This is a genomic window from Mycobacterium sp. E2238 (genome assembly GCF_001672665.1).
In the GTDB taxonomy this organism is placed as follows: domain Bacteria; phylum Actinomycetota; class Actinomycetes; order Mycobacteriales; family Mycobacteriaceae; genus Mycobacterium.
Genome location: NZ_LZKF01000004.1, coordinates 25,861 through 38,554, shown reverse-complemented (window position 1 = coordinate 38,554; position 12,694 = coordinate 25,861). Strand labels below are relative to the sequence as shown.

The 12,694-nt window shown below is 69.6% G+C and carries 10 protein-coding genes and 1 pseudogene; 9 read left to right on the top strand and 2 right to left on the bottom strand.

Annotation, left to right across the window (positions count from 1 at the left end; all coding sequences use genetic code 11):
- Positions 1-186 precede the first annotated feature (186 nt).
- The 4 genes from A5711_RS00480 (at position 187) to A5711_RS00465 (ending at position 5,776) form a co-directional block, all read left to right on the top strand.
- Positions 187-855, top strand: a complete 669-nt coding sequence (locus tag A5711_RS00480; RefSeq protein WP_067942994.1) for an alpha/beta hydrolase — start codon at positions 187-189, stop codon at positions 853-855.
- Between the two features lie 3 nt (positions 856-858).
- The gene (gene cobN, locus A5711_RS00475; RefSeq protein ID WP_067942986.1) at positions 859-4,431 is read left to right on the top strand and encodes a cobaltochelatase subunit CobN; all 3,573 of its coding nucleotides are present in this window, start codon (positions 859-861) and stop codon (positions 4,429-4,431) included.
- Between the two features lie 98 nt (positions 4,432-4,529).
- A complete protein-coding gene (locus A5711_RS00470) occupies positions 4,530-4,916 on the top strand; it encodes a PPOX class F420-dependent oxidoreductase (RefSeq protein ID WP_067942985.1) in 387 nt (128 codons plus the stop codon).
- A 5-nt stretch (positions 4,917-4,921) separates the two neighbouring features.
- Positions 4,922-5,776 (top strand): type 1 glutamine amidotransferase domain-containing protein, encoded by an 855-nt coding sequence (locus A5711_RS00465; RefSeq protein WP_067942983.1) that lies wholly within the window; start codon positions 4,922-4,924, stop codon positions 5,774-5,776.
- 5 nt (positions 5,777-5,781) lie between these two features.
- Here the strand turns inward: A5711_RS00465 and A5711_RS00460 are convergent, their stop codons facing one another.
- Complete coding sequence (locus A5711_RS00460) at positions 5,782-6,489, bottom strand: dienelactone hydrolase family protein (RefSeq protein WP_067942981.1); 708 nt, start codon at positions 6,487-6,489, stop codon at positions 5,782-5,784.
- 73 nt (positions 6,490-6,562) lie between these two features.
- Between A5711_RS00460 and A5711_RS00455 the strand changes: the two genes are divergently transcribed.
- The 3 genes and pseudogenes from A5711_RS00455 (at position 6,563) to lnt (ending at position 11,565) form a co-directional block, all read left to right on the top strand.
- On the top strand, positions 6,563-7,099 hold the full coding sequence (locus A5711_RS00455) for an FxsA family protein (protein WP_067942979.1): 537 nt from the start codon (positions 6,563-6,565) through the stop codon (positions 7,097-7,099).
- Between the two features lie 105 nt (positions 7,100-7,204).
- A complete protein-coding gene (locus A5711_RS00450; RefSeq protein WP_156744696.1) occupies positions 7,205-8,737 on the top strand; it encodes an amidohydrolase in 1,533 nt (510 codons plus the stop codon).
- Positions 8,738-8,897: 160 nt separating this feature from the next.
- Positions 8,898-11,565 (top strand): annotated as a pseudogene (gene lnt / locus A5711_RS00445) (apolipoprotein N-acyltransferase).
- Here the strand turns inward: lnt and rbpA are convergent.
- Positions 11,540-11,875 carry an RNA polymerase-binding protein RbpA gene (gene rbpA, locus A5711_RS00435; protein ID WP_067926986.1) on the bottom strand — a complete coding sequence of 112 codons (336 nt, stop codon included), beginning with the start codon at positions 11,873-11,875 and terminating at the stop codon, positions 11,540-11,542. The pseudogene lnt and the gene rbpA overlap by 26 nt on opposite strands.
- A 169-nt stretch (positions 11,876-12,044) precedes the next feature.
- Between rbpA and A5711_RS00430 the strand changes: the two genes are divergently transcribed.
- Both A5711_RS00430 and A5711_RS27885 read left to right on the top strand, forming a co-directional pair.
- Positions 12,045-12,404, top strand: coding sequence for a hypothetical protein (locus tag A5711_RS00430; RefSeq protein WP_082975613.1), 360 nt, complete (start codon positions 12,045-12,047; stop codon positions 12,402-12,404).
- A 44-nt stretch (positions 12,405-12,448) separates the two neighbouring features.
- Positions 12,449-12,577, top strand: coding sequence for a hypothetical protein (locus A5711_RS27885; protein WP_255398137.1), 129 nt, complete (start codon positions 12,449-12,451; stop codon positions 12,575-12,577).
- Positions 12,578-12,694 lie beyond the last annotated feature (117 nt).

Below are 12,694 nucleotides of genomic sequence, written 5' to 3'. Positions count from 1 at the left end.
CCGCCCGGTGCACCTGGAGCGCACCCGGGCAAGCGTCGGTGTCGCGCGTCCTGGCCATGTGCCCACGCTACCGAGGGGGTCCCGGTCTCGCGCCGAACGTGCACTCACGGCGAGATTCCGGCGGTTTTTTCGCCCTGAGTGCACGTTCGAGATTGAAGCCTCGCCGACCTGGGCACCCTCGTGCCCGTGCAGACAGTGGAGTACGCCCCAGCCCGCTTTGCGGATGTCTACGGCGACTCGACCCGGCCCACAGTCCTGCTGTGGCATGGCATGCAGACCGATGCCCGCGCCGCCTTCGGTCCCCTCGCCGGCATGCTCGCCGAGCGCGGCGCGTCGGTGGTGGCGCCGGATTGGAATTCTCACGCCGACGACGGCGGGCGCGGGGACCTGCTGCGATCGCTCGACTTCGCCCGCGGCTTCGCCGACGCTCCCGACCGCATCGTGCTCGTCGGGTGGTCGATGGGAGGCGTCGCCGCGGCGGCCGTGACGCTGTACGGCGACGCCCAATTGGCGCACACCGTGTGTCTGGCGGGCGCCTTCATGGTTCCCGACCCGATCTTCGGTCGACGGGTCGACGACGGGCTGCCCACCGGCCGAGTCGGCACGCCGTTCACGTTGCTGCACGGCCTGGCTGACGACGTGGTTCCCGCGACGGCCAGCAAAGATTTCGCCGAACGCCTCCAACGGGTCGGCTGGCCTGTCGAGTTGGTGGAGCTGGCGGCCGATCACGGGTCGATCGCCGGCGCCGACTACGACGCCGTCGCGGATCGCTACGAGCCGGGCAAGAGCGACGAGGCGCTGCGGGTTGCCGGAGAGGTCGCCGCCCGGATCGCGGCGACCCTACGGTACGAATGATGGGTGGCTGAGCCGACCATCCTTTTGCTGTCAACGTCCGATACGGACCTGATCAGCGCCCGCTCCAGCGGGAAGAACTATCGGTGGGCCAACCCGGCACGCCTGGATGAAAGCGAACTTCCGGACCTCCTCGACGACGCCGAAATCGTCGTCGTCCGCATCCTCGGCGGCTACCGCGCCTGGCAGAGCGGCATCGACACGGTGATCGCCAGCGGTGTGCCGACGGTGTTGGTCAGCGGCGAGCAGGCCGCCGACGCCGAGCTGACCGGCCTGTCCACGCTCGCCGCCGGCATCGCGGTGCAGGCGCACATCTACCTGGCGCACGGCGGGGTGGACAACCTGCGCCAGCTGCACGCCTTCCTGTCCGACACCGTGCTGATGACGGGTTTCGGGTTCAGCCCGCCGGTGGTCACACCGACCTGGGGCGAGCTGGAGCGGCCTGCCCGCGACGCCCAAGGTCCCACCATCGCCGTGTTGTACTACCGGGCGCAGCAGCTGGCCGGCAACACCGGCTACGTCGAGGCGCTGTGCCGGGCCATCGAGGACGCCGGCGGGCGGCCGTTGCCGGTCTACTGCGCGTCGCTGCGCACCGCCGAACCCGAACTGCTGCAACGGCTGAGCGACGCCGATGCGATGGTGGTCACCGTGCTGGCCGCCGGGGGACTGAAGCCGGCCACGGTGTCCGCCGGCGGCGATGACGACAGTTGGAACGTCGAACACCTTGCGGCCCTAGGCATTCCGATCCTACAGGGGTTGTGCCTGACCAGCTCCCGGGCGCAGTGGAGCGAGAACGACGACGGGCTCAGCCCGCTCGACGTCGCCACCCAGGTGGCGGTGCCCGAGTTCGACGGCCGCATCATCACCGTCCCGTTCTCCTTCAAGGAGATCGACGACGACGGGCTGATCTCCTACGTCGCCGACCCGGAGCGGTGCGCGCGGGTAGCCGGCCTGGCGGTCCGGCACGCGCAGCTGCGCCACGTCGCCCCGGCCGACAAGCGGGTGGCGCTGGTGTTTTCGGCGTATCCGACGAAGCACGCCCGGATCGGCAATGCGGTGGGTCTGGACACTCCGGCCAGCGCGGTCGCGCTGCTGCGGGCGATGCGCGAGCGTGGGTATCAGGTGGGCGAGCTGCCCGGGGTCGATGCCGACGACGGGGACGCCCTGATCCACGCCTTGATCGAGCGCGGCGGCCAGGACCCCGATTGGCTGACCGAAGGCCAACTGGCCGGCAACCCGATACGCGTGTCCGCCAAGGATTACCGCGACTGGTTCGCCACCCTGCCCGCCGAGCTGACGGACGCGGTGAGCCGGCATTGGGGTCCGCCGCCCGGCGACCTCTTTGTGGATCGCACGCACGACCCCGACGGTGAAATCGTCATCGCCGCATTGCAAGCGGGCAACCTGGTGCTGATGGTGCAGCCGCCCCGCGGCTTCGGGGAGAACCCGGTGGCGATCTACCACGACCCGGACCTGCCGCCCAGCCACCACTATCTGGCCGCCTATCACTGGCTCGACACCGGATTCGGTTCGCACGCAGTGGTGCACCTGGGCAAGCACGGCAACCTGGAATGGCTGCCCGGCAAGACGTTGGGCATGTCGGCGGCCTGCGGATCCGACGCGGCGTTGGGGAATCTGCCCCTCATCTATCCCTTTCTGGTCAATGACCCCGGTGAGGGCACCCAGGCCAAACGACGGGCGCACGCGGTGCTCGTGGACCACCTCATCCCGCCGATGGCGCGTGCCGAAACGTACGGTGACATCGCCCGTTTGGAGCAGTTGCTCGACGAGCACGCCAACGTCGCCGCGCTGGATCCGGGCAAGCTGCCCGCCATCCGCCAGCAGATCTGGACGCTGATCCGGGCCGCGAAGATGGACCACGACCTCGGGCTGACGGAGCGGCCGCCGGAGGACTCGTTCGACGACATGCTGCTGCACGTCGACGGCTGGCTCTGCGAGATCAAGGACGTTCAAATCCGCGACGGCCTGCATATCCTGGGCCAAAAGCCCTCCGGGGACGTCGAACTCGACCTCGTACTGGCGATCCTCCGGGCCCGCCAACTGTTCGGCGGCGAGCACGCCCTCCCCGGGTTGCGGCAGGCCTTGGGCCTGGCTGAGGACGGCACCGACGAACGCTCTTCGGTCGACCGGGCCGAGTCCGCGGCGCGCGAACTCGTCGCCGCGCTGCAGGCCAGCGGCTGGGATCCCGAAGCCGCCGACCGCATCACCGACAACCCCGAGGTGGCGGCCGTGCTGCGGTTCGCGGCCACCGAGGTGGTGCCCCGGCTTGCCGGAACCGCCGCCGAAATCGAGCAGGTGCTCAACGCGCTGGATGGCCGGTTCATCCCGGCCGGCCCATCGGGCTCACCGCTGCGCGGCCTGGTGAACGTGCTGCCCACGGGCCGCAACTTCTACTCCGTCGACCCGAAGGCGGTACCGTCGCGGCTGGCCTGGGAAGCCGGTGTGGCCCTGGCGGATTCGCTGCTGAACCGCTACCGCAACGACCACGGGCGGTGGCCCCAGTCGGTGGGACTGTCGGTGTGGGGCACCTCGGCGATGCGCACCGCCGGCGACGACATCGCCGAAGTGCTTGCGCTGCTGGGTGTCCGCCCGGTCTGGGACGACGCGTCGCGGCGCGTCGTCGACCTGACGCCGATCCCGCTGGCTGAGCTGGGCCGCCCGCGCATCGACGTGACTGTGCGGATCTCCGGGTTCTTCCGGGACGCCTTCCCGCACGTGGTGACGATGCTCGACGACGCGGTGCAGCTGGTCGCCGGCCTCGACGAGCCCGCCGACGACAACTATGTGCGCGCGCACGCGCTGGCCGACCTTGCCCAGCATGGCGACCAACGGCGCTCCACCACAAGGATTTTCGGATCCAAGCCGGGAACCTACGGCGCCGGGCTGCTGCAGCTGATCGACAGCCGCAACTGGCGCGACGACGCTGACCTCGCGCAGGTGTACACCGCGTGGGGCGGGTTCGCCTACGGCCGCGACCTGGACGGCCGCGAGGCGGTCGATGACATGAACCGCCAATACCGTCGGATCGCCGTGGCCGCCAAAAACACCGACACCCGCGAACACGACATCGCCGACTCCGACGACTACTTCCAGTACCACGGCGGCATGGTGGCCACGGTCCGGGCGCTGACGGGGCAGGCGCCCGCCGCCTATATCGGCGACAACACCAGACCCGACGCGATCCGCACCCGCACGCTCTCCGAGGAGACCACCCGGGTCTTCCGCGCCCGCGTCGTCAATCCACGCTGGATGCAGGCGATGCGCAGGCACGGTTACAAGGGTGCGTTCGAAATGGCCGCGACCGTTGACTACCTGTTCGGCTACGACGCCACCGCCGGGGTGATGGCCGACTGGATGTACGAGCAGCTCACCGAGAGCTATGTGCTGGATCCCGAAAACCGGAAGTTCATGGCCGAGTCCAACCCGTGGGCGCTGCACGGCATGGCCGAACGGCTTTTGGAGGCCGCCGGCCGCGGCATGTGGGAACAGCCGCAACCCGAGACCCTCGACGGCCTGCGGCAGGCGCTGCTGGAGACCGAGGGCGACCTGGAAGGCTGATCCCTGACGCGAGTGTGCGGCAAGCCGCACACTCGGCATCGAGCGTGCGGCCGGCCGCACACTCGGCACGAGCCGACCGACCGGCGTAGGTTGACACCGTGACACCGACTTTTGCCGATCTCGCCAAGGCGCAATACATCCTGTTGACCACCTTCACCAAGGACGGCAAGGCCAAGCCAACGCCGATCTGGGCGGCCGCGGACCAAAACCGGCTCCTGGTCATCACCCAGGCAAAGTCGTGGAAGGTCAAGCGGATTCGCAACACTCCACGAGTCACCCTGGCCACCTGCACCATGCAGGGCCGCCCGACCAGCGAGGCCGTCGAAGGCACCGCAGCGATCCTCGACAAGTCGCAAACCGCCGTCGTCTACGACGCGATCGGAAAGCGCTACGGCATCGTGGGCAAGGTGTTCAATCTCTTCAGCAAGCTGCGCGGCGGCATGGAGAACAACGTTGGCCTCGAGCTCCGGGTGGCGCAGGCATAGGCCGCATGGGCACCGTTCTCGTCCCCATCCCCGACCGTGACTTCGACCCGACCGAGGTCGCCGTCAGCTGGCGCGTCCTGACCCGCAACGGACATCGGGTGGTGTTTGCCACCGAAAGCGGATCACCCGGTGCGGCGGACGACATCATGGTGAGCGGCCGCGGCCTGGACGTGTGGTCCGCCCTGCCCGTGCTGGGCGCCATCCCGGTGATCGGGCTGATGCTGCGTGCCAACAAGGATGGCCGCAGCGCGTATCGGGATATGCTGGCGTCAAACGAGTTTCAGCACCCCATCGCGTGGGCGCAAGCCGGCCTCGACGGAGTCGACGCGCTGCTGCTGCCCGGCGGGCATCGCGCCCGGGGGATGCGCAGCTATGTCGACAGCGCCGTCCTGCACCGGCTTGTCGTCGAAGCGTTCAAGCGGGGGGTCATCGTCGCCGCCATCTGCCACGGCGTGCTGCTCGCGGCGCGCAGCGTCGATCCCGAGACCGGTCGTTCGGTGCTCTATGGACACAAGACCACGGCGTTGACGTGGGCGATGGAGGGCCTGGCTTGGCGATTGACGCGGTTCACCCGATTCTGGGACCGGAACTACTACCGGACCTACACCGAGCAACCCGGCCAGCCCCGGGGTTACATGTCGGTGCAGTCGGAAGTGACTCGCGCACTTGAAAATCCGACGGATTTCTGCGATGTCGTGCGCGGTTCGCCTGGCTGGCGGCGCAAATCCTCCGGGATTTCACGCGACACCGCGACCGATTCGCGGCCCGCGTTCGTCGTCGACGACGGCAGCTACGTGTCGGCGCGCTGGCCTGGAGACACGCACACGTTCGCGACGGTCCTGTCGCGAAAGTTGGTGTGACGCAACTAGGTCGTCGCGCCCGACGCCAAATGTTCACCGAAGAACGCGAACACCCGGCGCCAGGCGTCCTCGGTGGCGTCCGCGTCGTAGCCGAAACCGGTAATCCGCAGCAGCGGCTGGGCCGGCAGTTCGTTGGCGAAGCTGTGCCCAACGCCGGGATAGACCTTGACGTCGGCGGTGATGTTCTTGTTGGCGATGGTCTCGCGCAGCTTCTCCGGCGCGCCGCGTCCCAGCGGGTCACGGGCGCCGAAGCTGGCCACAATGGGGCACGCCCCGTCTAGCGTCTTATCGAGGTTGCGGGGCAGGGGAGCGCCATAGAACGGGGCGGAGGCGCCGAAACCCTTGGGCGACATGACCAATGCGAACTGGCCGCCCATGCAGAACCCCGCGATGCCGACCTGGCCGGAACATTCGGGCATGGATTTCAGGTGGTCGCGGGCCGCCAAGATGTCGCCCAGGGCGCGGCCGCGCTGCGTCTGCAGCTCCTTCATCACCCGGGTGATGCAGCGGATGCGGCCGCCCCGCGCGTACATGTTCGGCGTGATCGCCACGTAGCCGGCCTGCGCGATGCGCTTGTTCGTCGACTCCTTGTCGTGGGCGTATCCAAACGCGTCGTGGACCACGACCACGCCGGGCCATGGGCCCTGACCGCTGGGGAGGTCCAGCAGCGCGTCGATCGGTCCGTCGGGGGTGTCGATCTCAATCGTGGTCATAGCGTCATCTAACTGCAATCGCCCCGGAAGTCACCATGGGAACTTCGGCGCGGTTGGCGGACGTTGGCTGGACATGCTGTCACGGCTGTTTCTCGGCTACGCCGCCGTCGAGCTGGCGGCGACCATCGCCCTGGTTTGGACCATCGGTTGGGGCTGGACGCTGCTGGCGCTGGCGGGCACCTTCCTGCTCGGATGGGGCCTGCTGGTGCCTGTGATGGGCTCGCACCTTCTCCGTCAGATCGGGCACCTGCGCTCCGGCCTCGCCGAACCGCGCACGGCGGTGCGAGACGGGACGTTAATCACGCTGGCCACGCTATTGGTCCTGATGCCCGGACTGGTCAGCACGGTTCTGGGGCTCTTGCTGCTGGTGCGGCCCGTCCGTGCGGTGGTCGGGCCGGGTCTGGCCGCGATCGCGATGCGCGGCCTGCGGCGGCGGGTGCCGATGTTCGCCGACACGACGCTGTTCGCCGCGGGCGTGCGCCAGCGCGGCGGCGCTGCGGGGGACGACTACATCGACGGCGAGGTCGTGGACGTCCACGACATCAGGCCGCCCGCCCTGCCGAACGAGCCGGTGCGGGGCGGCTACCCGGGCCGGCCCGCCTGGGACTAACCACCGGCCTGCCACCACACGTAGTTTTGCCCTGTGAGTGACGTGTCCACCACGCTCCTGGTCAACGGCCGGGTGCACAGCCCGACCCATCCCGACGCCACCGCCATGGCGGTGCGGGACGGCGTGGTCGCCTGGCTGGGCAGCGACGATGTCGCTCGCAACTCGTTTCCCGGCGCCGACGTCGAGGACTTGCAGGGCGGGTTCGTGGCGCCCGGATTCGTGGACAGCCACATCCACCTGACCGCAACCGGCCTGATGCTCAGCGGGCTCGATCTACGCCCGGCGACCTCGCGCGCGCAGTGCATCCAGCTGGTCGCCGACTATGCGGCCGCCCGCCCGGGCCGGCCGGTGTGGGGGCATGGCTGGGACGAGTCGTCCTGGCCCGAGAACAGCCCGCCGAGCACCGACGACCTCGATGCCGTCCTCGGCGACCGCGTGGCCTACCTGACCCGGGTCGACGTGCACTCGGCGCTCGCCTCGACGGGGTTGCGCCGGCTGGTCGCGGACCTACCGGCGGCTGTCGGCTTCTCACCCGACCAGCCGCTGACCGGCGACGCCCACCACCTGGTCCGCGCCGTCGCCCGCGACCTGTTGACGCCCGAGCAGCTGGCCGAGGCCCGCGCGGCCGCCCTGCGCGCCGCCGCGGCCGCCGGCATCGTCGCGGTGCACGAATGCGCGGGGCCCGAGATCGGCGGTGTGGACGACTGGCTGCAGCTGCGAACCCTCGATGGAGGCGTCGAGGTGACCGGCTACTGGGGCGAGGCGGTGACCACCCCCGCACGGGCGCGCGCGCTCGTCGAGGAGACCGGGGCGCGCGGGCTGGCCGGCGATCTCTTCGTCGACGGCGCGCTCGGGTCGCGCACCGCCTGGCTGCACGAGCCGTACGCCGACGCCGAGGACCGGCTCGGCACCTGCTACCTGGACCCCGACGCCATCGAGGCGCACGTGCGGGCGTGCACCGAGGCGGAGGTGACCGCGGGTTTCCACGTCATCGGCGACGCCGCCGTCTCCGCGGTGGTCGCCGCCTTCGAGCGGGTCGTCGCGCGACTCGGGGCGGTCGCCGTCGCCCGGTGCGGGCACCGCCTGGAGCACCTCGAAATGGTCACCGCCGAGCAGGCCGCCCAGCTGGGGCACTGGGGCGTCATCGCCAGCGTGCAGCCCAACTTCGATGCGCTGTGGGGCGGCACCGACGGCATGTACGCGCGCCGCCTCGGCGCCGAACGAGGCAGTCGGCTCAATCCGTTAGCGCTGTTAGCATCCCAAGGCGTGCCCCTCGCGCTTGGTTCCGACGCACCAGTGACAGGCCTCGACCCCTGGACGAGCGTGCGCGCGGCGGTCAACCATCGCACACCTGGCAGCGCGGTCTCCGCGCGTGCCGCGTTCGCCGCCGCGACCCGTGGCGGCTGGCGGGCCGCCGGTGTCCACGACGGCAAGACGGGAACGCTGGTGCCCGGTGCGCCGGCCTCCTATGCCGTATGGGATGCCGGGCCCCTGGACGTCCACGCGCCTCGCGACGCCGTGCAGCGCTGGTCGACCGACCCGCGCGCCCGGGTGCCGGCCCTGCCGCGCCTGGGCCCGAACGACGCCTTGCCGCGGTGCCGGCGGACGGTGCATCGGGGCGCTGTCATCCATGGCTGAGGACTGCTCCGGCCGAAAGGACCGCTCCGAGGGAGCCGGCGAGGCTGAGCCGGTGGACGACGACCTCGGGGCGCACCCGGATATCGACCCGGAGCGCGACGACAAGCCCGAAGACGAGGTCGACTCCCCGGAACCCGGCGCGCCACCGCTGACGAGCCGCATGGCGGCCACGGCACGCCGGGCGGGCGCGGGCGCGCTCGCGCGGCTGCCCGCCGTCCGGGCGGCCATGCTGCCGCGGCTGACCCGCTTGACCTGCGCCATAGCGGGCGGGGTCCTGCTCTTCACCAGCTTCCCGTCGCTGAACTGGTGGTGGGGCGCGGTCGTGGCGGCCGCGCTGCTGGCCTGGGTGCTCAAGCATCCGGCGACGACGCCGGCCGGCGGATTGGGCTACGGGTTCCTCTTCGGGCTGGCGTTCTATTTGCCGCTGCTGCCGTGGATCAGCCTGCTCGTCGGCGCCGTGCCCTGGACGGTGCTTGCGATGACGTGTGCGCTGTTTCCGGCCCTCTTCGGCCTAGGGGCCGTGCTCGTGCGGCAGCTGCCGGGCTGGCCGGTGTGGTTCGCGCTGGTGTGGACCGCCCAGGAGTGGCTGAAATCGATCGTCCCGTTCGGCGGCTTCCCCTGGGGATCGGTGGCATTCGGCCAGGCGCAGGGCCCCTTCTTGCCCTTGGTCAAGCTCGGGGGCGCCTCGCTGCTCTCCATGGCGATCGTGCTGGTGGGGTTCAGCGCGACCGCCATCGAGCTGGAGATCGTGAAGTGGTGGCACGCCGGTAAACGGGCGCACCGCGGCGCCGATGACGACGAACCGGCGAAAACCGACGCGGAACCGCCCGCGGTGGTGCTGCCGGGCGTCTGCATCTGCCTGGTGCTATTCGCGTCCGTCGTCGTCTGGCCGCAGGTGCGTCACGCCGGCACGGGATCGGGCGGCGAACCCTCGGTCACCGTCGCGGTGGTGCAAGGAAATGTGCCGCGGCTGGGTCTGGACTTCAACGCGCAGCGGCGGGCGGTGCTCGACAACCACGTCCGCGAGACCCTGCGGCTGGCGGAGGACGTGCGTGCGGGCCAGGCGCCGCAACCCCAATTCGTCATCTGGCCCGAGGACTCCTCGGACATCGATCCGCTGGTCAATGTCGACGCCGCGCTGGAGATATCGCAGGCCGCGACGGCGATCGGCGCGCCGGTCCTGATCGGCACCGTGTCGGAACTGCCCGGCAGCCCGCCGGAGAATCCGCAGTACACCAACACCATGATCGTGTGGAACCCGTCGACTGGACCGGCCGACCGGCACGACAAGGAAATCGTGCAGCCCTTCGGCGAATACCTGCCGATGCCATGGCTGTTCAGCCATCTCTCCGCGTACGCCAACCGCGCCGGGAACATGGTGCCCCGGCCGGGCACGGACGTCGTGCACATCGCCGGGGTGCCGGTCGGGGTGGCCACCTGCTGGGAAGTGATCTTCGACCGCGTCCCGCGCAAAGCGGTCCTCAATGGTGCCCAGTTGCTCGCCGTGCCGAGCAACAACGCCACCTTCAACAAGACGATGAGCGAGCAGCAGCTGGGATTCGCCAAAGTGCGGGCCGTCGAGCACGACCGATACGTGGTAGTCGCCGGCACTACCGGGATCAGCGCGGTGATCGCGCCCGACGGCGCCGAGCTGGTTCGCACCGACTTCTTCCAGCCCGATTACCTGGACATCCAGGTGCGCCTCAAGACGAAACTGACGCCGGCGACCCGCTGGGGTCCCGTCCTGCAATGGCTCCTGGTCGTGGCGGCCGGAGCGGCCATCCTGGCCGGGATACGGCACAATGGATGGTTCCCGCGTCCGATTCGTCGGAGGTCCGAAGCTTCGGACGAATCCCCAAACGCCGGTACGCCCCCGGGCGAAACCCCGCCCGACGAGGGCGGGGACCAGGCGGCGCCGGAGGACGACGGTGACACTCCGCTCCACGAGGGCGGCCGACGACCGTCGGGAAACATCGGGCGACACAGAGGAGCTACATGACGACCGGCCAGCCGGCGCCCCGGAACCAGGGAAATCGTCCCAGCGAGCGCGTCCTGGTGATCATCCCCACCTACAACGAGCGGGAGAATCTGCCGGTGATCCACCGGCGGCTGAAGGACGCGTGCCCCCACGTGCACCTGCTCATCGTCGACGACAGCAGCCCTGACGGAACCGGGGAGCTCGCCGAGGAACTGGCGGCCGCCGATGCCGGTCGAACCCACGTGATGCACCGCACCGCCAAGGACGGCCTGGGCGCGGCTTATCTGGCGGGCTTCGCCTGGGGTCTGAGCCGCGACTACTCGGTGCTGGTGGAGATGGACGCCGACGGCAGTCACGCGCCCGAGCAGCTCCACCGTTTACTGGACGCCGTCGACGCCGGAGCAGACCTTGCGATCGGATCCCGCTACGTCGAGGGCGGGTCGGTGCGGAATTGGCCGTGGCGACGCTGGGCGCTGTCGTGGACGGCCAACACCTATGCACGGCTTGCCCTCGGAATCGGCGTCCATGACATCACCGCCGGCTACCGCGCCTACCGCCGCGAAGTCCTCGAGGCGATCGGTCTCGAGGCGGTGGACTCCAAGGGCTACTGCTTCCAGATCGACCTGACCTGGCGCACCGTGTGCAACGGGTTCGTCATCGTCGAGGTGCCGATCACCTTCACCGAGCGTGAACTCGGCGTCTCCAAGATGAGCGGATCGAACATCCGCGAGGCGCTGATGAAGGTCACCCGTTGGGGCATCGAGGGCCGCAAGACCCGCGCCGGCACTCAGCGCGCCGACAACCGCAGCTAGATCGGTCGGGGGTCAGCCGCGGCGGCGTGACCGGATGATTTCGAGCCGCTCCTTGAGCAGCTCTTCGAGCTCTTCGACGCTGCGCCGTTCCAGCAGCATGTCCCAGTGCGTGCGGGGCGGCTTCACCTTCTTCGGCTCGGGCAGGTCGCCCTCGATCAGGGTGCCTTCCAAGCCGTTGCGGCACAGCCAGGTGCCGGGAATTTCAGCGTCGTCGGCGAAAGGGACCTCGAACTCTTCGCCGTTCTCGGTGCGGTACTTCGCGAGCTGACGTGGTGCGAGGTCGTGGTTGCGGTCGGTCTCGTAGCTCACGGCTCCGAGGCGGCTGCCTCTAAGGACGCGATCAGCCATGTTGCTACTCCTCTAGGTCTTTTGAACTTTCGGGCTGCTGTACTGCAATTCTGTCCGCTTGGCAAACGTTGCGGCGGTCTGCGTAGTTCCCCGGTCGGTTGCCGGCGTACGCGACGCGACCCTCAATGATACCGGGATCGCCACGTAATCCCGACTAAAGTCGGCAGGCGTGAGCCGCCGCCCCCGCCCGCAGCCGTGTCGTTGGTGCGGTCGCGACGTGTCCGACGCCGGGATGGGACGCCGCCGCCAGTACTGTCGCCAGTCGTGCCGGCAGCGGGCATACGAACAACGCGCCTCGTTGACCAGGGGCGGCGCCGGGGCCTCGCTGGCCTTGCCTCCCGACGCGGTGGTCCTGTCGGCCGACGACGCCGCCGACCTGTCCGACCGGGTCTACCAGGTGCGGTGCGCGGCGGAGGATGTTGCCACCGCGCTCGACGAGGGAGCCCAGGCGACCGAACTGCGCGAACTGTGCGACCAGCTGATCAGGGCCGCCCGGGCGGCCGACGGCTGGCGCCGAGTGGGCGTCTGAGCCGTCCTGACCACTGCCGATGCGTAGCCGGGTACAGTCGCGCCATGGACGGCGCGTCAGTGGTATCCCGGCGTACCGGGGTCGCGGGACGCCCCGGCACCCGCGGGCGCAACGGCGGGTTCCGGATCTCCTTGGACAAGGCGTGCCTCACGCCGAAGCCGGTTCTCCTGTAGCAGCCGGGAGCATCGGACGTTTTGAAATACCGTCAGAGTTGGCCATACTCACCAGCGACATTCTTGGGCCGGAGAGCCGCACGGCATCGCATCGTGCAGCAAATTCCGTGACTCGGC